The 21705-nt window shown below is 66.5% G+C and carries 13 protein-coding genes; 4 read left to right on the forward strand and 9 right to left on the reverse strand.

The features are described 5' to 3' along the window. Positions 1–89: 89 nt before the first annotated feature. The 7 genes from galK to IP91_RS07375 form a co-directional block, all read right to left on the reverse strand. Positions 90–1253, reverse strand: a complete 1164-nt coding sequence (gene galK, locus IP91_RS07345) for a galactokinase (RefSeq protein ID WP_199754530.1) — start codon at positions 1251–1253, stop codon at positions 90–92. 40 nt (positions 1254–1293) lie between these two features. Continuing rightward, the gene (locus IP91_RS07350; protein WP_145648180.1) at positions 1294–2346 is read right to left on the reverse strand and encodes a UDP-glucose--hexose-1-phosphate uridylyltransferase; all 1053 of its coding nucleotides are present in this window, start codon (positions 2344–2346) and stop codon (positions 1294–1296) included. A gap of 147 nt (positions 2347–2493) precedes the next feature. Then, positions 2494–4164 carry a sodium:solute symporter family transporter gene (locus IP91_RS07355; RefSeq protein WP_145648181.1) on the reverse strand — a complete coding sequence of 557 codons (1671 nt, stop codon included), beginning with the start codon at positions 4162–4164 and terminating at the stop codon, positions 2494–2496. Between the two features lie 814 nt (positions 4165–4978). Beyond that, complete coding sequence (locus IP91_RS07360; protein ID WP_145648183.1) at positions 4979–6583, reverse strand: chemotaxis protein CheW; 1605 nt, start codon at positions 6581–6583, stop codon at positions 4979–4981. After that, a complete protein-coding gene (locus IP91_RS07365; RefSeq protein ID WP_158643107.1) occupies positions 6570–7193 on the reverse strand; it encodes a chemotaxis protein CheD in 624 nt (207 codons plus the stop codon). Before IP91_RS07365 ends, IP91_RS07360 begins: the two co-directional genes overlap by 14 nt. Before the next feature lie 10 nt (positions 7194–7203). After that, on the reverse strand, positions 7204–8034 hold the full coding sequence (locus IP91_RS07370) for a CheR family methyltransferase (RefSeq protein ID WP_145648186.1): 831 nt from the start codon (positions 8032–8034) through the stop codon (positions 7204–7206). Then, on the reverse strand, positions 8031–9728 hold the full coding sequence (locus tag IP91_RS07375; RefSeq protein ID WP_145648188.1) for a methyl-accepting chemotaxis protein: 1698 nt from the start codon (positions 9726–9728) through the stop codon (positions 8031–8033). Before IP91_RS07375 ends, IP91_RS07370 begins: the two co-directional genes overlap by 4 nt. Positions 9729–10133: 405 nt before the next feature. Here IP91_RS07375 and IP91_RS07380 point away from each other — a divergent pair, with 405 nt between their 5' ends. From IP91_RS07380 to IP91_RS07390, 3 genes are read left to right on the forward strand one after another with little or no spacing between them, the layout of a single operon-like run. Further along, the gene (locus tag IP91_RS07380; RefSeq protein WP_145648189.1) at positions 10134–10325 is read left to right on the forward strand and encodes a hypothetical protein; all 192 of its coding nucleotides are present in this window, start codon (positions 10134–10136) and stop codon (positions 10323–10325) included. A gap of 30 nt (positions 10326–10355) precedes the next feature. Next, positions 10356–13265 carry a TonB-dependent receptor gene (locus tag IP91_RS07385; protein ID WP_145648191.1) on the forward strand — a complete coding sequence of 970 codons (2910 nt, stop codon included), beginning with the start codon at positions 10356–10358 and terminating at the stop codon, positions 13263–13265. Between the two features lie 34 nt (positions 13266–13299). Next, positions 13300–14883 (forward strand): family 43 glycosylhydrolase, encoded by a 1584-nt coding sequence (locus tag IP91_RS07390; RefSeq protein WP_145648193.1) that lies wholly within the window; start codon positions 13300–13302, stop codon positions 14881–14883. Between the two features lie 268 nt (positions 14884–15151). Here the strand turns inward: IP91_RS07390 and IP91_RS07395 are convergent, their stop codons facing one another. Further along, on the reverse strand, positions 15152–17380 hold the full coding sequence (locus IP91_RS07395) for a family 1 glycosylhydrolase (RefSeq protein WP_145648194.1): 2229 nt from the start codon (positions 17378–17380) through the stop codon (positions 15152–15154). A gap of 345 nt (positions 17381–17725) precedes the next feature. On the opposite strand from IP91_RS07395, the gene IP91_RS07400 reads away from it, so the two are divergent. Further along, entirely contained in the window at positions 17726–20533 is a 2808-nt protein-coding gene (locus IP91_RS07400) for a glycosyl hydrolase (RefSeq protein WP_229474060.1), read from the forward strand. A 312-nt stretch (positions 20534–20845) separates the two neighbouring features. Here the strand turns inward: IP91_RS07400 and IP91_RS26195 are convergent, their stop codons facing one another. Beyond that, on the reverse strand, positions 20846–21604 hold the full coding sequence (locus tag IP91_RS26195; RefSeq protein ID WP_199754531.1) for an MHFG family PEP-CTERM protein: 759 nt from the start codon (positions 21602–21604) through the stop codon (positions 20846–20848). Positions 21605–21705: the final 101 nt, after the last annotated feature.

Genomic DNA, 21705 nt, shown 5'->3' on the forward strand with positions numbered 1-21705 from the left:
GTGTGTCCTGACCGCAGCCGATCGGCAAGCGTTCCGCGAATAAAAAGGGCCGCCAGCGGCGGCCCTTCCCGGTCCAGCAGCAACAACACTCAGGCAGCGACTTCGCCCGCGCCCGCCGCAGCACGGCACACATAGATGGTCGACTGCTGGCCCTTCGGCCCGCGATACTGCTCGGCCACCGCGGCCTGCACGGGCGCCACCAGCGCTTCCGGCACCAGCGCCACCACGCAGCCGCCGAAGCCGCCGCCCGTCATGCGCACGCCGCCGGCCGTGCCGATGACGTTCTTGACGATGTCCACCAGCTGGTCGATCAGCGGCACGGTAATCTCGAAGTCGTCGCGCATCGACACGTGCGAGGCCTGCATCAGCTCGCCCATGCGCGGCAGGTTGCCCTGGCCCAGCGCATCGGCGGCGGCCAGCACGCGCGCATTTTCCGTCACGATGTGGCGGGCGCGGCGCAGCACGACCGGATCCAGCTCGCCGCCGCGCTGCTCCAGCAGCGGCAGGTCGACGTCGCGCAGCGCCTTCACGCCGAAGTGGCTGGCAGCCGCTTCGCACTGCTTCCTGCGCGTGTTGTATTCGCTGTCGACCAGACCCCGCTCCACGTGCGAGTGCAGGATCATGATCGCGGCGCCGGCCGGGATCGGCACCGGCTGCGTCTGCAGCGAACGGCAGTCGATCATCAGCGCATTGCCCTCGATGCCGGCGGCCGAGATGATCTGGTCCATATTGCCGCACTGGGTGCCGACGAAGTTGTTCTCGGACGCCTGGGCGATCAGCGCCAGGTCGATGGGGCTCAGCTGTTCCAGGCCCGGCAGCGTGGCGAACAGGCTGGCCACCGCCACCGACAGCGAGGCGGACGACGACAGGCCGGCACCCTGCGGCACGTCGCCGGAGACGGCCATGTCCATGCCCTTCAGCGGCAGGCCGCGCTTGAGCAGCTCGTCGATCACGCCCCGCACGTAGTTCGCCCACATCGGCGTGGCCACGCGCTCCAGCGGCTGGTCGAGCGAGAACTCGTCCACGGCACCGGCGTAGTCGGCGGCGATGATGCGCACGGTGCGGTCGTCGCGCTCGCGGGCGGCGATCACGGTGCGGTAATCGATCGCGCACGGCAGCACGAAGCCGTCGTTGTAGTCCGTGTGTTCGCCGATCAGGTTGACGCGGCCGGGGGCCTGCACGACGATCGCCGGCGCGGCGCCAAAGGCGCTCTCGAAGGCGGTGCGGGTGCGGGAAATCAGTTCACTCATCATGTTAATGCTCGGTAGTTGGGCTTTAAAAGCGGGGCTTTGATCAGGACTGGTCGGCCTGCAGGTAGTGCACGTCCGGCAGCGCGCGCAGGCGCTCGGCGGCCTGCTCCGGCGTCAGGTCGCGCTGCGACTCGGCCAGCATCTCGAAGCCCACCATGAACTTGCGCACGGTGGCCGAGCGCAGCAGCGGCGGGTAGAAGTGGGCGTGCAGCTGCCAGGCTTCCTTGCCATCCGCATCGCCCTCTCCATACGGCAGGCCGTGCCAGCCCATCGAGTACGGGAACGAGGCCTGGAACAGGTTGTCGTACTTGGTCGTGACGCGCTTCAGGGCGAGCGCCAGGTCTTCGCGCTGGGCCGGCTGCAGGTCTTCCAGGCGCTGCACGGCAAAGCGCGGCAACAGCAGGATCTCGAACGGCCACGCCGCCCAGTAAGGGACCACGGCCAGCCAGTGGTCGGTCTTCACGACGACGCGTTCGCCGGCGGCCGCTTCGCGCTCGGCGTAATCGAGGAGCATCGACCGGCCGTTCTGCGCCAGGTAGTCGCGCTGCGTGACGTCTTCCTTCGCGGGCAGGTTCGGCAGGAAGCTGGTGGCCCAGACCTGGCCATGCGGGTGCGGGTTCGAGCAGCCCATCGCGGCGCCCTTGTTCTCGAACACCTGCACCCAGCGGTGCGTAGCGCCCAGTTCGGCCGCCTGCGCGCACCAGGTGTTGACCACTTCGACGATGGCCGGCTGCGTGAGCTCGGGCAGCGTCTTGCCATGGTCCGGCGAGAAGCAGATGACGCGGCTGCGGCCCCGCGCACTGCCGCTCTGGAACAGCGGATCCGTATTGGCCGGCGCATCCGGCGTATCGGCCATCAGCGCGGCAAAGTCGTTTTCGAAGACGAACGTGCCCGTATAGTCGGGATTCTTCTCGCCATTGACGCGGGTGTTCCCGGCGCACAGGTAGCAGCTGGGATCGTGCGCTGGCCGTGCCGCGTGGTCGACGGCTTCCTGCGCGCCCTGCCAGGGCCGCTTCGCGCGGTGCGGGGAGACCAGCACCCATTCACCCGCGAGGGGGTTGTAACGGCGATGCGGATCGTCTGTGGGATTGAACATGCTTCTCCTGAACTGGTCGATGGTGGACAAAGCCCCCGGCTCTAGGTGCTAGACGGGGGCCAAGTCGGATGATAGCGCCGCAGCACCGTCCTTCACAACGGTGCGCGGGCTTTTTTTGAAAATTGCCGGGCGATGTGCGCCGTCAGGTCACCACCAGGCGGCGTACACGATGATCAGCAGCACGGCGATCACGGCCGAGCCCAGCGCGAAGCCGCGGTCCACCTTGAACAGGCTGCGGTCGATGATCATGCGCTTGGCTTCGCCGTCGACGGCACTCAGTTTGCTGATCAGTACCATGCCGGCCACGACGACCCAGAACACGATGAACATGCGGTCCAGGAACGGGATCTCGTAGACGCCCTTGCCGTTGTCGACCGAGAAGCCGATCGGCGACAGGAACGCCAGGTTCATGAAGTCGGGCAGGAACTTCAGCACGACCGACAGGATCAGGCCGCCGACCGTGGCGAACATCGCCGCGGCGTGCGTCGTTTTCTTCCAGAAGAAGCCCAGCAGGAACATGGCCAGGATGCCCGGCGAGACGAAGCCCGTGTATTCCTGGATGTAGGCGAAGCCGCCCTTCTTGTCGATGCCCAGGAACGGCGCGATCAGCACGGCCAGGCCGATGGCGATCACCACGGACACGCGGCCGATCCACACCTGCTTCTGCTCCGTGGCGCTCTTGTTGAAGTGCTGCTTGTAGATGTCCAGCGTGAAGATCGTGGCGATCGAGTTGGCCTTGCCGGCCAGCGAGGCAACCACCGCCGCGGTCAGCGCCGCGAACGCAATGCCCTTGATCCCGGCCGGCAGCATGGCCAGCAGGACCGGGTAGGCACGGTCCGGATTCAGCTCGCCGTTCGGGCGCATGGCATCGCCCAGCGCGCCGGACTTGTCGAGTGCGAAGGCGGCGATACCGGGCAGCACCACGATGACGGGCATCAGCAGCTTCAGGAAGGCGGCGAACAGCAGGCCCTTGCGGGCGGTCGGCAGGTCGGCGCCCAGCGCGCGCTGCGTGATGTACTGGTTGCAGCCCCAGTAGTTCAGGTTCACGATCCACATGCCGCCGATCAGCGTCGTCAGGCCCGGCAGGTCCATGTAGTTCGGGTTGTCGCGCGCGAGCACCATGTCGAAGTGCTCGCCGGCACGCACGAACAGCTCGCTGGCGCCGGCAAAGGCGCCGTTCTTGCCGCCCAGCGTGGCCACCAGGTCCAGCGCGATCCAGGTCGTCACCAGGCCGCCGATGATCAGGCACAGCACCTGGATCACGTCCGTGTAGCCGATCACCTTCATGCCGCCCAGCGTGATGATCGCGGCGCACACGGCCAGGAACAGCATGCAGGGGAACACGTCCAGGCCGGCCACGCTGGAAATCGCCAGCGCGCCCAGGTACAGGATCGACGTCAGGTTCACCACCACGTACAGGCCCAGCCAGAACAGCGCCATCGTCGTGGCGACCGTCTTGCCGTAGCGGCGCTCCAGGAACTGGGGCATGGTGTAGATGCGGTTCTTCAGGTACACGGGCATGAAGAACACGGCGACGATGATCAGGGTCGCGGCGGCCATCAGTTCGTACACGGCGATCGCCATGCCGATCTTGTAGCCGGAGCCGCTCATGCCGATGAATTGTTCAGCAGAGATATTGGAAGCGATCAGCGAAGCGCCGATGGCCCACCAGGTCAGCGACCCTTCGGCGAGGAAGTAATCATGCGAAGCCTGGCCGGAGGTGGCACTTTTTCGTCGGTACACCGAGATGCCGTAGGCGGCAACGATGACGAAATAGACGAGGAAGACGATAGTGTCGAGCGTTGAAAAGTGATTCATCGATGTTTTTTGTCTCTAATAATATGACGGACTTGTTGCCCGTTTCCGGCTGGGTCCCCATGGCCGCAAGGCGCCCCGCCTCCTTCACCGCTTCCTGCCAGCCGCAGCAGTCCATGGTGCCTGGCGCCACTACTTCCCCAGCGGCGACAGGATGCCCCAGTTGGTGCCTGACGCCACCACCTGGCTCCGTTCTAATCATCAAGATGATTACAAACGGATCAAGACGTTGCGAGTGTAGCAACGATGAAGCAATTTTACATCATTCTTTCTCGTAATCACGTAGCGAAATTTGGGAACTGCGGCGTTGGCGGGCACTTGTCGGGCTGCGGTGCGGCGACATTGGTTGCGTGACCATGCTGGCGGTCCAAGGAGAGGATCTTGGCGGGAAACCTAGCGGTGGTTGCGGCGCGCCCTTCAACCAGCCAGCGCGACACGGCGCGCTTTGTAGCAAAGTTACCTTGAGGGTTAGCGCGGCGGCAGCGTAATGAAGCAGATCGGAGGCGCATGGATGTCGGATTGGCTACAAGCACTGCCGTGGCGGCATGACTCGCATCTCTGCGCATAGATGAGGCCGTGTCACACGGAGTCAGGCACTGTGACACGAGCTCGGCAGTGACTGCGCCTGCCGCCGATCCACTCCGGTTTTGCTGACCATCGTTCGGAGGTAGCGCCAGACCTGCCGAGTCCGTGTCACGGTGCCTGGCACCATGTGACATGAACTCGGCAGTAAAACTGGCGCCCGAAATGGCAGAGGCCGTGTCCATGTCGGGGTCTGACCCCGACATGGACACGGCCTCTGCGGTGGCGCGCTGGATCAGGCGCTCAGGACGCTTTCAAGCTTGGCGAAGAAGGCATCGCGGTCGAACAGGGACAGCACGGTGGCATCCGGCAGCTCGAGCACTTCCTTCACGTCCGAGCGCATGTCGGCCTCGGTGGCGCCCACGCGCAGCAGCTTGGGCGACGGGCGGCGTGCGCTGGCCGGCAGGTTGACGATGCTCTGCACGCTGTCGACGATCACGCCGTAGCGCTCGGCGCCCCGCTCCAGCACGAGGATGCGGCACTCGCTCTTGTCTTCCAGCGGCGGCATGTCGTACAGCTTGCGCAGGTCGATCACGGAGATCATCTGCTGGCGCAGGTTCAGCATGCCCTGCACGCAGGCCGGCGTGCCGGGCGTGCGGGTCAGCGCGCCGGTGTACGGGATGATCTCGCGCACCTGGCAGATGTCGCTGGCCCACGGGCTGCCCAGGCCGAACGCCAGGTACACCTGGCGGCGCGCTGCGGCGGCGTTGCTGGCGCAGCGGCCCGCTTCGGCGGCGGCTTCGTCCTGGTAGATGCGGCGGTGGCCCGCGCACACTTCCTTCAGTTCCGCATCGGCCAGCACCTTCTCGTGGTCGAGGAACAGGGTGTCCGGACCATTCGTGCGCGGCAGGCAGCCGCGGAACATGGCGCCGCGCTGGGTGCCCAGCAGCGGGATCGGCAGCACATCGCTGTCGAAGTAAGGATTGATCGTATCGACGCCGTCCACCAGGAAGCCCAGCAGCTCGTCGCCGATGCGGGCGATCAGGATGCGGCGGTCCGCCGGGTCGGCCGCTTCTTCCGGCGCGCAGCGCATCAGCGCACCGAAGTCGATCACGCCCACGGCGCGGCCGCGGAAGTTGATCCAGCCCTTGCACAGGGGGCCCATCATGACCGACGTGCGCAGTGCCGGCACGTTGATGATCTCCTGCACCGCCGACATGGCGAATGCGAACGACGTGCTGCCCGCCGTGAAGCACAGGCATTTCTTGGCTTCCGCATGACGCAGGAAGCGCGTGCGCTCGGCGGCGCGGCTGGCGGCCGACATCGAGCGCACCTGCGGCACATTCTCGATGCGGATCAGCGCTTCCGGTACCAGCACCTGCAGCAGGCGCGCGCCGTCGGCCAGCAGGATCGTGCCGCCGATGACGGGAGCGGCATGGCCATCGCCATAGCTGACGGTACTGCGCTGCTCGGGACGCACGCGCAGCACTTCGCCCGTGCCGTCGAACACCAGGCCGACCAGGACATCGTCATGGTCGAGGATGGCAATCTTCTGGCCGGCGCCGGCCTTCGGCGCGTCCGGGTGGAAGATGCGCGCCAGGTTGACGACCGGGATCGCGGTGCCGCGCAGCGTGAAGATGCCTTCCAGGTAGCACGGCGACAGCGGCATCGGCGTCACGCGCTCCGGGTAGGCCACCACTTCGCGGATGGCCGAAGCGGGCAGCGCGAATTCTTCCTCGCCCAGCAGGAAGGTGCCGAACAGTTCCATCCCGGCCGCTTCGACCAGGGCTTTCGCGGCCACGGCGCGGGCCGATTCCATGGCGGCCAGCGCAGCCTGCGCGGCCGGGCCATGGGGGTTGCTACCGGACGCCAGTGCGGCGGGCATGTCAAGCATATGCATGGTTCATCTCCTTGCGGGCGACGGCGGGACGGAAGGCCGGCGTGCGGGCCGGCTGCGGCAGGCGGTGGCCCACTTTCGCGGCCAGGCGGGCTTCCAGACGTGCTTCATTGCGGGCTTCGATGTCGGCGTCGCTGCAGCGCTCGACGGGCGCGATCTTCGTGACGGTGTGATGCTGGCTCTGGCACTCGATGCGCATGCGGCGGCCCTGGTAGCCACCGGTATCGGCGAAACGGATCGACAGGCCGGAGCGCGACAGCTGCTCTTCGGCCGTGGCGACGTTCTTCGCGCCGATGGCCGAGTGGGCCAGCGCCAGCATGCGTGCGCCGCCGGCGATCACCACTTCCACTTCGCCGTACTGCTCGCGGCGCACGCCCATCGCCATCAGCAGCGCGGGAATCGCGGCCGTGACGTAGCGGGTGCTGCGCTCGCGGCTGCCGGCAGCGCTTTCGGGCAGCAGGCAGTGCGCCAGGCCGCAGCGGCCGCCGCGCTTCCAGAAGATGCCGATGCCGACACAGGAGCCCAGCAGGCAGGTCAGCACGTCGGCACCGCTGCCGACCTTGAACTCGCCGCTCAGCACATGCATTTCAGGGGACTTCGCCAGTGCATTCATGACACTACCTTTATTTTCCGGACAGTTCGTAGACATGGGGCTTGACGAGGCGGAACGGTACCGCCAGCCGCGTCAGCGAATCCTGCTCGCCCAGCACCAGGCGGCCGTGCGGTGCCAGAGCCGCGCTCACGCCGGTCAGCGCGCGCAGCTGGTCGTCATCCGTGAAGTACATCAGCACATTGCGCAGCAGGATCAGGTCATACGTGCTGCGGCTGCGTTCGCGCAGCAGGTGGTGGCTGGCGAAGCGCACATGGCGCGTCACGTCCGGGCGCACCGCCCAGCTGCTCTCGTCGGCCACCATGTGGCGCGCGAACTGCGCCGGGCGATCGCTTTCGAAGCGCTGCACCGAGCGGCCCTGGTAGCGCGCGGCCTGGGCCACGGCCAGCGCGTCCGGCGAGATGTCCGTCGCATCGATGCGGAAGCGGAAGGCAGGATTGGCCTGCTGGAAGTCGACGCACAGCATCGCCAGCGAATACGCTTCCTCGCCGGTGGCCGCCGCGGCGGACCAGATGCGCAGCGTCTGGCTGCCCTGGTCGCGCAGCCACGCCGGCAGGAAGTCGCCGGCCAGGTAGTCCCACACCACCGGCGTGCGGAAGAACGCCGTGTCGTTCGTGGTCACCAGGCTGATGAAGGCCGGCACTTCGGCGCCCTTCTTCACGTGGTCGATATAGGCGCGGTAGCCGGCCAGGCCCAGCGCGCGGATGCGGGGACGGAGGCGGCCCTGCAGCAGCACGCCCTTGCGTTCGTCCATCGCGATGCCGGTGTGTTCCTTCACCAGCGAGATCATGGCGGCCAGCGAGTCACCGGCCAGATCCTGGAGGGAGTCGCGTTCCATCATCATACGGTGAAGCCGGAGACGGTCTGGTTCAGTTCATTGGCCGATTCGTTCAGCGTCTCGGTCTGGCGGGCGATGCTGTCGCAGGAGCCGGCCGACTTCTCCGCTTCCTCGGCGATGTGGGCGATGGCGATGCTCACTTCACGCGCCGTCAGCGACTGCTCGCTGGCCGAGGCGGAGATGTCGGCGATCGCCAGCGAGGTGCGGCCCACGCCCTGGGCGATGCGGTCGAACGCGTCGCTGGCATGGCGCGAGATCTCGCTGCCCTGCGCCACGCGCTTGACGGATTCGGCGATCAGCTTGGAGATCTCCTTGGTGGCCTGCGACGAGCGTTCGGCCAGCTTGCGCACTTCGTCCGCCACCACCGAGAAGCCCAGGCCATGCTCGCCGGCGCGGGCCGCTTCGATGGCCGCGTTGAAGGCCAGCATATTGGTCTGGCTGGCGATCTCGCCGATCACTTTCACGATCTCGCCGATGTCTTCCGACGACTGGTTGATCAGGGCCATCGATTCGATCGAGCGGGCCACGGCCTTGGCGCCCGTTTCGGCGGCATCCTTGGTCGTCTGCGCCAGCACGTTCGCTTCCTGGGCGCCGCGGGCAATCGTCGTGATCGACGTGGTCAGACCGTCGATCGAGGCGTTCATTTCCTCCACGGTCGCGCCCAGCGCCTGCGCACCGCCGGCCACCACGTTCGAGCGTTCGGCGATCGTGCCGGCCGAGTTGGACAGGTTGTTCGCTTCGGAGACCACGTGGGCGATCACGCCGCGCAGGTCGCTGATCATCTTGGCCACGCCGGCGCCCAGCATGTCGATCGGCTCGGAACCTTCGATGTCGATGGTGGCCGTCAGGTCGCCCGCCGAAGCGCGTTCCACGTGATCCAGCAGCATCGACACCTTGCGGCGGTCGGCCGCGGCATTCTGCTCGACGGACACTTCCAGCTCCACCTGCTCGGTGATGTCGGTGGCGAACTTCACGACCTTGTACGGGTTGCCGTTCAGGTCGAAGATGGGGTTGTAGGTCGCCTGGATCCACACGGGGCGGCCGTCGGCGCCGAGGCGCTTGTAGCGGCCGCTGTCGTATTCGCCGCGGTTGAGCTTCTGCCAGAACTTGCGGTATTCCAGGCTGGACGCGTACTCGTCGTCGCAGAACACGCGGTGGTGCTCGCCCTGCACGTCCGCCAACTGGTAGCCCAGCAGTGACAGGAAATTGGCATTGGCGCTCAGCAGGATGCCGTTCATGTCGAATTCCACGACGGCCTGCGACTTCTCGATGGCCTGCACCAGGCCGGCGTGCTCGTTGGCCTCGACCTTGTAGCGCGTGATGTCGGTGGCGAACTTGATGACTTTATAGGGCACGCCGTCGGCGCCCAGGATCGGGTTGTACGAAGCGTCGATCCACACGTCGCGGCCGCCCTTGGCCAGACGGCGGTACTGGGCCGACTCGAACTCGCCGCGGCGCAGCTTCGTCCAGAAGGCTTCGTAGGCGGCCGAGGCGGCGTATTCGGCGTCGCAGAACATCGAGTGGTGGCGGCCCACCACTTCTTCCAGCGTATAGCCGACCGTGTTCAGGAAATTCTCGTTTGCGTGGGTGATGGTGCCGTCGAGCTGGAATTCGATAACGGCCTGTACCCGGTTCAGCGCGCTGTTGATCGCGTGCAGGTCGTGTTCGGCGGTGGTGACGGCGTGCTGATTGGTGTGCATGGAGCTTTCCTGATGTCGTTGGTGGCTGAAGAAACCGCTCAAGTTCGGGCGGCGATGTTCGGCGACATTGGTTGGGTCGGCTCAGGAACGTATTCTACGCGTTAGTTGCCGTATGTAAATAGGTTGGGGAATGTAAATTACTGATTTTGCCGATTTGTAGTAAATCGTAGACACTATTGGGGCGAACGACCGTGCTTCGGCAGCCAATTCTCACCGAATCCCACGCCCTGAACTTGTGCTCGTAATAATCCCACGCCCCGCCAGCGGATGTTCCTTCCTCAATTTAACAATCACCAAACCGAAAAACTTAACTCCAAGCCATCAAGCGGCCTGACCACTTGTTGCAAGAATGCGTCACTGGTCGGACTGAATGAAAGGTGGCCCGACCGGATATACAAATAAGTGATGAGCCGCAACATGCAGGATCCACCAATATTGCGCGAAAAAGCCGGTAATTGGCGGACATTGGCATTTCTGATATCGTTTTTTGGCCGCCACCCATGGTTTTTGATGATTTGTGTTTCGACACAAGGTTGGTTAATCATTGCGGTGACGCTCGTCGGCGACCCTCAGGTCCCGATCGGCGCCTCAGCGTAGAGCACTTATAAAAACAACCGGAGATCATCAATGCAACGCAGCAGACTGCAACTGACCGCGCTCGCCTCTGCCATCCTGGCGATCGGCACCCCACTTCATGCACAGGAAACCGCCGACGAGACCCAGAAGGTCGTCGTGACGGGCCTGCGCGCCTCGCTCGAGAGCGCCCTGAACGCCAAGCGCACCGAGAACAGCATCGTCGACGTGATCAAGGCCGAAGACATCGGCAAGTTCCCCGACACGAACCTGGCCGAATCGCTGCAGCGCGTGCCGGGCGTGGCGATCGACCGCGACGCCGGCGAAGGCCGCAGCATCACCGTGCGCGGCCTGGGCCAGGACTTCACGCGCGTGCGCATCAACGGCATCGAGGCGCTGGCCACCACCGGCGGCAGCGACAACAGCGGCGGCACCAACCGCGGCCGCGGCTTCGACTTCAACGTGTTTGCTTCCGAGCTGTTCTCCTCGCTCACCGTGCGCAAGAGTTCCGCCGCCGACGTGGAAGAAGGTTCGCTGGGCGCCACTGTCGACCTGCAGACCCTGCGCCCGTTCGACCTGGCCAAGCGCGGCTTCAATGCCACCGCCATGATCAAGGGCCGCTACAACGACCTGTCGAAGAAGACCGATCCGCGCGGCGCGATCATGTTCAGCGACACCTTCAACAACAACACGATGGGCTACCTGGTCTCCGTCGCGTGGGGCCGCCGCAACCTGTACGAGGACGGCTTCTCCACCGGCCGCTGGGACAACGGCCCGTCCGTCGGCGGCTGGTGCGCGCCGATGGGCGTGGGCCCGTCGACGTCGACCACGTGCGGCACCACGGCGCCCGGCTTCACGACGACCAACCGCCTGCCGAACACGCCCGCCAACGTGGCCGCCTACAATGCCGCAAGCAGCGCCGCGAACTTCCACCCGCGCTTCCCCCGCTACGGCCGCATGGTGCACGACCAGGACCGCCTGGGCGTGACCACCTCGTTCGAATGGAAGCCCCAGCGCGGCACCCGCATCTCGCTGGACCTGCTGTATGCGGACCTGGATGCCACGCGCGAGGAAAACTACATCGAAGGCTTCTCGTTCAGCCGCAACCTGAGCTCGGGCGGCAAGCCGCAGACCTCCGTCGTCGACGTGCAGTACGACTCGCTGGGCCGCATGACCTACGGCGTGTTCAACGGCGTGGACATCCGCTCCGAGTCGCGCTACGACGAGATGACGACAAAGTTCATCCAGCCGACGCTGAACCTGTCGCATCAGATCAGCGAGAACCTGCGCCTGACTGCCGCGCTGGGCCGCGCCAAGTCGATGTTCGACAACCCGGTGCAGACCACCGTGACGCTCGATGCGCCGAACGTCAATGGCTACACGGTGGACTTCCGCCAGAACGACCGGCTGCCCGTCATCACGTATCCGTTCGACGTGACCAAGCCCGGCGTGCTGAGCATCTACGGCGTGCCGGCCGGCGCCACCGCCGCGGCCAATGCGCTGCCGAGCGAGATCCGCATCCGCCCGGCCGGTACCGAGAACGTCAACGACGTGTTCAGCACCGATCTCGCCTGGCGCGCCAGCGACACGTGGACCGTCAAGGGCGGCGTGAACATCAAGCGCTATAAATTCCGCACCTGGGAATCGCGCCGCAACAACGAGACGATGTACGGGCTGCCGGCCGGCACCGACATCGCCGGCCTGTCCACGCTGCTCACCGACTTCGGCCGCGGCCAGGACATCCCGGCCGGCAATCCGAACGGCTGGATCATGCCGAACATCGCCGCCATCACGTCGTTGTACGACGCGTTCTGCAATTGCCTGAAATCGGGTCCGGTCGGCGGCCCCGGCGACTACACGCTCACGTCGCTCACCAACACGGCGGCACGCGGCAACAACCGCGCCGTGAAGGAAGAGGACAACGGCATCTTCCTGCAGGGCGACTTCGAGACGGAACTGTGGGGCTACGGCGTGCGCGGCAACCTGGGCGGCCGCTACGTGCAGACCAAGCTGACGGCCACCGGCTACACGTCCGTCGGCAATGGCGCCTCCGTCACGGCGGACAACGAGTACAAGGACTTCCTGCCGGCCTTCAACGTGACGACCAACATCACGCCGGAATTCCTGGTGCGCCTGGCCGCCGCGAAAGTGCTGTCGCGTCCACCGCTGGGCAACCTGAATCCGGGCGGCAGCGTGAGCACCGTCGGCGCGCTGGGCATCTCGTCGGGCAATCCGCTGCTGGAACCGTTCCGCGCCAAGACCTTCGACGCCTCCTTCGAGTACTACTTCAAGAACAAGGCCTTCCTGGGCCTGGGCCTGTTCCAGAAGAATATCGAGAGCTATGTGCAGGGCGTGCGCCAGTCGATGCCGTACAACCAGACCGGCCTGCCGCTGTCGCTGCTGCCGGCGAACTTCAACGGCACCGAAGTGTTCGACGTGACGAGCTTCCAGAACACGCCGGGCGGCAAGCTGCGCGGCTATGAGCTGAACTACCAGCAGCCGTTCACGTTCCTGCCGGCGTCGTTCCCGACCTGGAGCCGCAACTTCGGCGTGATCGCCAACTACACGAAGGTGTCCTCGAAGATCGACTACATCATCTCGGCCACGGCGGCGAACAGCGGCACGGTGCGCGACGACCTGGTGAACCTGTCGCCGAAGTCGTGGAACACCACGTTCTATTACGACGACGGCAAGTTCAGCGCCCGCCTGACCGGCGCCTACCGCTCGGCCTACCTGCAGACCGTGCCGGCCGCGAACAACAACGATGTCGCCGGCAAGAACGAGACGACCAACGTCGACCTGTCCCTGTCGTACAAGTGGAACGACAAGCTGGAGTTCACGTTCGAAGGCGTCAACCTGACGAACGAGGCGAGCGACCAGTTCGTGGGCCGCGCACGCAACAGCGTCAACGTCCACAACGTCACCGGCCGCGAGTACCTGCTCGGCGCCCGCTACAAGTTCTGAGCGGGGCGAGACCTTGGTATCGCGACGTAACCTGATGAAATCGGCGGGCCTCGGCTCGCTGGTTTTCGGCACACAGGCGGTAAGTGCGGCGGCCTGTGTTCCTGCCACGGCCCCGGCCTGGGGCAGCAATGTGGAAGGCCAGCGCAAGCCGGACCTGGGCAACGGAACGTTCCTCAACCCGATCGTGGCGGGCGACCACCCGGATCCGTCGATCCTGAAGGACGGGAACGACTACTACATGACGTTCTCCACCTTCGATGCCTATCCCGGCCTCGTGATCTGGCATTCGCAGGACCTGGTGAACTGGCAGCCCGTCACGGCCGCGCTGACGCGCAACATCGGCTCGGTGTGGGCGCCGGAGCTGTGCAAGCACAAGGGCCGCTACTTCCTGTACATCCCGACCAAGAAGACGGCGGTGCCCGGATCGAAGACGACATCGTGGGTGATCTGGGCCGACGACATCCGTGGCCCCTGGTCGGACCCTATCGACCTGGACCTGCCGCGCAACATCGATCCCGGCCATGCCGTGGGCGAGGATGGCTCGCGCTGGCTGTTCCTGTCCGGCGTCGACCGCGTGCGGCTGGCCGACGATGGCCTGTCGACAGTCGGCAAGCCGGAACACGTGTACGACCCGTGGCGCTATCCGGACGACTGGGAAGTGGAAGCCTTCTCGCCGGAGGGCCCCAAGGTCCTGCGCCACGACGGCTGGTTCTACCTCGTGCTGGCGGTGGGCGGCACGTCCGGCCCGCCGACGGGGCACATGGTGATCGCGGCGCGCTCGAAGTCCATCCACGGGCCGTGGGAACACCATCCCCGCAATCCGCTGGTGCGCACGGTGAGGAACGAGGAAAAATGGTGGTCGCGCGGCCATGCCACCCTCGTCGAAGGACCTGCCGGCGACTGGTGGGGCGTCTACCACGGCTACGAGAACGGCTTCTGGACGCTGGGCCGGCAGGCGCTGCTGGCGCCCGTCACCTGGTCGAAGGATGGCTGGCCGGACTTCGGTGGCGGCGATCTGTCGCAGCCGTTGAAGAAGCCGGCGGGCGGCAAGGCGGGGCCGCACGGCATGGCGCTGTCCGATGACTTCAGTACGGACAAGTATGGCGTGCAGTGGAGCTTCTTCAATCCGTCGCCCGATGAAGGCAAGCGGCTGTCGCGGCGCGATGGCGTGCTGTCCTTACGCGCCAGCGGCACGCAGCCGTCGGATTCGTCGCCGCTGCTGTTCGTGGTGCCGGACCAGGATTACGAAGTCGAATGCGAGATCGAAGTGGAAGGCGGCGCACGCGGCGGCATCGTGCTGTTCTACGACCACAAGCTGTATTGCGGCATGGGGTTCGGTGAGCAGAACCTCGTGCTGCACCGCTACGGCACCGAGCACGGCACGCCAGCGAATGCGTTCGGCAAGCGCGTGTTCCTGCGCATCCGCAACCGCAAGCACATCGTCAGCATCCACCTCTCCGGCGACGGCAGGACTTGGCTGCGCGGCCCGCGTGGCTACGAAGTCTCTGGCTACCACCAGAACGTGCGCGGCGGCTTCATGTCGCTGAAGCCCGCCCTGTACGCCACCGGCACCGGCACTGTCCGCTTCCGCAACTTCGTCTACCGCGCCTTCGCCTGACCCAACTGATGAGCTCGTGTCACACGGTGGGGGCGGAGTCGGGGTTTCGCAGAGCGCAGCTCTACGCCGACGAAGCAGTGATCGCTTGCAAGCGATTACTCCTTCCAGGCGTAGTGACACGAGCTCATCATTAACGCAGCTATCGACGAATTTATCGGTTTTTAACCGCAAAGTCGCAGCAATTCGGCGCAAGTCCTCTTTACAGTAGAGCTCGTGTCACTACGCCTGACCCCAGCATGTGACACGAGCTCGGCTGTGGCAGCCGCGGTCAGCCGCGGCCGACCCGCGGGGCTTCGCGCCGTTCGACGTCGGCGGCGCGGGCGCGCATGGCGGCGGTGAAACGGTCGAGGGCGTAGTCGAGCGACGGCAGCAGCTTGCCGCGGCGGGTGGACAGCACCGGCGTGCTGTCTTCTTCGACATCGACATTCATCGTGGCGAGACCGAGCAGGCTCGCGGCGCGCGCCACGAAGGCCGATGCCGACACGCCGCTGTCGTTGTACAGGTGCCAGACGCCCTCCTCGCCATCCACGGCAAGGTCCAGGCAGGCGTCGACGAGGTCCGGCAGGTAGGCCGGCGCCAGCATCAGGTCCGATGGCAGCGCGACGGAATGCCCCTCGCGCAGCGCGGCCAGCGCATGGCCCAGCAGGCCGACATCGCCATCGGCACCAAAAAAGTGGCCACTGCGGACGATCAGCGCGCGCGGATTGGCGCGCAGGACACGGGCCTCGGCCTCCGCCTGGGCGCGGCCGAAGGCATCGTCCGGTGCCGGTTCAGCCGACTCGTCACGCATGCCAGCGGCACCCCCCAGCACCGCGGCGCTGGAGAACATCAGGTAGGGAATGCCATGGCGGACCGCCGCCGCGGCCAGCACGCTGGCACCCACGATCAGCGCCTGGTGCGCCGCTTCTTCTTCGGCCGCATCGACGAGTCCCGGCAGCGGCGGCCGCGCGCCGGCGGCATTGACGATGGCCCACGGCTTGTGCTCGCGGATCATGCGGTCGACGGCGGCCGGATCGGTCACGTCCATCGTGTCCCGTCCCGCCAGCACGCACGGCAGGTTGCGCGTCTGGCAGCGGGCCGAGAAGGCCCGCGCCAGCGCCCCGCCGGCACCGGCGACGAGCAGCGGCGGCATCGCACCGCGCGCCTGCTGGCGTTCCGTCAGCGATGTCGTCACGGCCGGCGCGGCCACGGGCTTGCACAGGAAGCGTCCGGGGCGATGCCACCAGCCGCTGCCGCGCAGGACCGGATGATGGGCGGCACGGCCGCTGGCCAGCTCGCGCATCAGCGCCGCGACGGCCGTGGCGCGTGGTTCGGCGCCGCGCACGTCGAACGGACCCGGCTCGTAGTAGCCGTGGCAGGCGGTGACGAGGCAGTTCCAGTCGAAGGAGCCGAGCAGCGCCCACACCGTCACGGCGCGGATGTCGGCACCCTTGCTGCGCTGTGACTGGGCGGCCTGCCACGTCTCGCGCAGCCAGCGCAGCTGGTCTTCGCGGTGCGCATCGATGTGAGTTTCGGTGATCGCCACGGGCAGCCGGTAGCGTTCCCACACCTCGCCCAGCAGCGGCTCGATGCCGGGCGTGGGGTTGGCCAGCACGCGCGCCGTTTCCATGTCGGCGTGCCTGACGCCCTTGTATTCATGCACATGGCTGGCCGGGAAGTTCTCGACCCGGTGATCCAGCCAGCGCTCGCTGGTGATGTAGTAATTGACGCCCACGATATCGGGCGGGCACGGATTCTCCTGCAGCCACTGCAGCTCCTCGGCGCTGGCGCCGGCATCGAGCAGGAAGCCGTACAGCGCGTGCTCCGGCCCCACCATCCCGCACAGCAGGTCCCAGGCCAGCCAGCGCCGCTCGTTGAAGAAATCGACCAGGTGCGCCATCTCCGGCGTGCCGTAGGTGCGGCTCAGGTCATCGGTCTGCACCAGCTTCGCGTCCGGATTGACGGCGCGGATGGCGCGCATCGCCAGCACGGTGCCGCGGCACTGGTTCAGCAGCGCCCGCACGAACAGCGCCTCGGAGCGGCCATGCGGATACCACACGCCGGACAGGCCGGAGAAACGGGCCGTCGTGAGCGGTTCGTTGACGGGGGTGTAATAGGTGAGCCACGGATAGCGCTGCGCGACGGCGCCCGCGTATTCGGCCAGCTTCTCGGCAAAGCAAGGGGAGACCAGGCTGGTATGGCGCGGACCGCTGCCATGGTGGACCAGGCCGGCAATGGGCTCGACGCCCAGCTCGCGCAGGCGCGGCAGGCGTTCGTCGGACCAGGACCAGTCGGCGCTCTCGATGCCGTCCGGCGCCGTGCATTCCCACAGTACCGGATAGCGCACCGCACGGATGCCGAGCGATGCGAAACGCTCGATGTCGCCGGGCCTGTCGATATGGCCATTGCGCTCCATCTGGCTGAAGTACTGGTCGGACACACGGTTCACGGTGCACTCGAGGCCGCCCCACAGTTCCAGGCCTGCGCCGCGTTCCGGTTGCTGGTTTTTCCCGCCCATTGTTTTTCTCCGTTGTTGATCCGTGCCTAGCTTATGGCCGCACGGTCGGGTCCGGAGTGGGCGAACCTGCTGCTGCCTTGTCGGACAACACGCCGCAGGCTTGCACGAATGTCTCCTATAAGCGTGCGCCTGCCCACGACAGTCACCAGCCCTCACAATGGCACAGCAACCAGTAGGCGCGCTCCTACCCGGGCTCGATCTGGGCAGCCATGCCCTCCCCGCTCAGCAGCCTGATTATTTCATTACCCTGCCGGCCCGCACGCGGGAAAACGGTCGCGCATTCCCGGCCGTTCGGTCACCATGGCGGCTGAGCAAGATCATTCAAGCCCTTCAGGAGACCGCACCATGCCCCACCAGCCTGCCACGCACGACGGCCGGCTCGCTGCAGCCATGCCTGCCAGCGCCACGTCTTTTCCAACTTCCTGCACCCTGCGCCGCACCGCCCTCGCAGCCGCCTTGCTGTCCGGCCTGGCGCAGGCCGCAGCACCCGGCCCGCTGGTGTACGACCGCCTGGCCGACGTGGCGAACCACCTGGCCACGCCGCCGGCCGATGCGCGGCCGATGATGCGCTGGTGGTGGTTCGGTCCCGCCGTCGAGAAAAAGCAGCTGGCCTACGAGATCGGCCGGATGAAGGAAGGCGGCATCGGCGGCGTGGAGATCCAGACGGTGTACCCGATGGCGCTGGACGATCCGTCGCGCGGCGTCAAGAACCTGCCCTACCTGTCGCCCGAATACCTGGACGCGCTGCGCTTCGCCAACGAGACGGCGCGCGATGCCGGCCTGCGCGTTGACCTGACCCTGGGCAGCGGCTGGCCGTTCGGCGGCCCGCACATCGGCATCACGGACTCGATCGGCAAGATGCGCGTGGTGCCGGTGGAGATCCCGGCCGGCGCGGCCACCTATCCGCTGCCCACGGTGACGGAAGGCGAAAAGATCGAGGCGGCCTTCCTCGGCGACGGCAACGCGAAGAGCTACGATGCGACCCGCTTGAAACCCCTGCAGTCGAAGGAAGTGCAGAACGGCCGCGGCGGCGTGACACCGGCCAGAGAAGCCCGCGTGGCCGTGTACTACATCGCCAGCCATTCCGGCATGCAGGTCAAGCGCCCCGCCGTGGGCGGCGAAGGCTATGTGCTGGACCACATGAGCCGCCGCGCCATCGACAACCACCTGAAGAATGTCGGTGAGCCATTGCTCAAGGCGTTCGGCGACAAGCCGCCCTATTCCATCTTCTCGGACAGCCTGGAAGGCTACGGCAGCGACTGGACCGCGGACTTCCTGGCCGAGTTCCAGCGCCGCCGCGGCTACGACCTGCGCCCTTACCTGCCGCTGGTCTTCAGCGGCAAGGGCGACAATGCCCCGGCGCTGCGCCACGACTGGGCGCAGACGCAGACGGAACTCGTGGAGGACAACTACCTGAAGCCCGTCACGGCGTGGGCGAAACAGCATGGCACGCAATTCCGCTCGCAGACCTATGGCGAGCCGCCCGTCTCCCTGTCGAGCTTCCGACACCAGGCACTATTCGAAGGCGAAGGCGCGCAGTACCGCCAGTTCTCGTTCACGCGGCTGGCCTCGTCCGCGGCCCACCTGTACGGCCGCTCCGTCGTGTCGGCCGAAACGTGGACCTGGCTGCGCTCCCCGGCCCACACGGCCAGCCCGCTGGACATGAAGGCCGAAGCGGACCGCATGTTCGTGCAGGGCGTCACCCAGATCATCGGCCATGGCTGGCCGTACACCCCGCCGAACGCGCCGGAACCCGGCTACCAGCTGTACGCGGCGGCCGTCTTCAACCACCACCAGCCCTGGTACATGGTGATGCCGGAGGTGTCCGGCTACCTGGCGCGCGTGAGCTTCCTGCTGCGCCAGGGACAGCCGGCCAACCAGGTCGCCGTGTTCCTGCCGAACGACGACGTGTATGCGGAAAACCGGCCCGGCAAGACCACGCTGTCCGGCGAGATGACCAACTTCGTCAAGCCGGAACTGATCCAGCAGATCATGGATGCCGGCCACAATCTCGATTACGTCGATCCGGAAGCGGTGCTGGAAGTGGGCCTGGCACGCTATCCGGTGCTGGTGATGCCGAACGTGCGCCGCCTGGCGCCGGAGGTGATCGCAAAACTGGACGCCTATGAAAAAGCCGGCGGCCGCATCATCGCCATCGGCGGCACGCCCTCGCTGGCACCCGGCTACCGGAACGCCGACCGCATCACGGCCGACGTCAGGCGGGCCGCCGCCAAGCTGTTCGCAAGGGGCCGCAACGTGCAGACGGTCGCCAGCGAGGCGGAGCTGGGCGCTGCACTCCAGTCCGCGCTGCCGGGCGATATCCGCGTGTCGGACGGCCAGGCGCGCGTGAGCTTCGTGCGCCGCAAGCTGGCCGATGCGGATATCTACTTCATCGCCAACACCAGCAACCAGCCGGTCAATGCCAGCCTGACGTTCCGCCAGCCGCGCGCGAACACGGTGCGCATCGATCCGGACGATGGTCGCGCCACGCAGTCCGACGCGGCCCCGGCCCTGCAGCTGGCACCGTACGAATCGGTGGTGTACGTGCTGAGCGATGCGCCGCTGCCGGGCGCGCGGCCGGCCGTGCGAAGCGCGCCGGCTGCCGTGCTGGCCGACCTGTCGTCCGGCTGGCAGCTGACCTTCCCCGGCCAGAAGCCGGCCACGCTGGCGAAGCTGCAGTCGTGGACGGACAACGAGGCGACGCGCTACTTCTCGGGCCAGGCCGTCTACCGCAAGCAGGTGACCGTGAAGGCGCCGGAGCTGGCGGGCCGGCGCGTGTCGCTGGACTTCGGCACCGGCACGGCGCTGCCGGAAGCCAGCACGCACGCGCACCACACGGGCATGCGCGCGATGTACGAGCCCGCGCTGCGCGACGTGGCGATCGTCACCGTCAACGGCCAGCGTGCCGGCGCGCTGTGGCATCCGCCGTATCGTCTCGATGTCACGCCTTACCTCAAGGCCGGCGCCAACGACATCGAGGTCAAAGTGGGGAACCTGGGCGTGAACACGCTGGCCGGCCGCGCCCTGCCCGACTTCACGCTGCTCAACGCGCTGTATGGCAAGCGCTTCGAACTGCAGGACACGAAGAACATCGCGCCGCAGCCGGCCGGCCTGCTGGGGCCCGTGACGCTGGTGGGAGAGAGCGTGCAATGAGCAGGTGCGGCAAGTACCATGCACGGAGATATTCAGCACATGGATAACTTACATTCGGGAAATAAAGTGGTCTGATCGGGTTCGGGGTGCGATGATGCACCTGTCTCCTCCAACTCTCCTAGAGAATTGGATTCAGCCGGCTCCCTGAGCCGGCTTTTTTTTGTCTGGTCGAAGTGCTGTGGGGTAGCGTAGCGCCGGAAGACGCTGGCGAAAACCGGTGTCAGACACCTGGCGGGCGCCGGGTGCGCGACGAGAGAGCGCCGGTCCTGCAGGCGCTCCCGCCGTCACGGCAGCCGGAAACCGGCGCGGGCGTCAAGCGCCCCTGCTGTCCCGCAGCGATCGCCGCCGCATCACACCGGCCAGGAAGGCCAATCCCGCGCCGAACATCGCATACGTGCCCGGCTCCGGCACAGGCGTCGCCACGGGCGGTGTGGTCTCGGTGCCCGTGTCCGGCACCAGGGGCGTTTCGAGCCGGCCGGCGGTGCGTGCACCGGACCCGCCGAATGGCGACATGAACGTGTCTGGCTCGGCACCGTAGTCGGGCGCGGGCGCCGCAAGTGCGTCCGCCACGGCAACCGTGTCCGGCGATGCCGGCACGGCGCGCGGCGCCACCCAGCCCGGCATAGGATATCCCTTCGCCGCACCGCGCTCCCTGGTACCGCCGGCACTCGCGACCGAGCGACGCACCCGGCTCACATTGCCGCAGATCTTCGGCACGATCAGGCACTGCTCGTCGACGCAGTAGACGGCCGCCGGTTCGCGGGCGCTGGCGGCCCACTGGTCGCGCGTGACGTAGTCGCACACGGTGCGCTGGCCGAAGTGCATCGAGGTCAGGGCCGGATCGTACTGGTACTTGCCGAGGATGGCGTCGCGGGTGATGGTCACCTGGTCGTCCGCCTGGCCGGCGCGCATTTTCGCGACCAGCTGCCGGCGCACGTCCACCGGGATATCGACATAACGGGACACGGCCTCGCTGATATTGCCACGGTAAGGATTGCGTCCCGGATGGTTCCAGGAGCAGCTCGACAGCATCGCTGTGGCGGCGATGGCTCCGGCTACGAGGGTGGACATGGTGACTGCCAGTCGGATATGGATGAGCGGCCGATTCTAGCCCGGCAGTAGCCGAATTGCAATTTTGCAATATGCGCCTGTTGCTGACTCGACACACAATG

This window comes from Pseudoduganella lurida (assembly GCF_007830455.1).
Taxonomy (GTDB): Bacteria; Pseudomonadota; Gammaproteobacteria; order Burkholderiales; family Burkholderiaceae_D; genus Rugamonas; species Rugamonas lurida.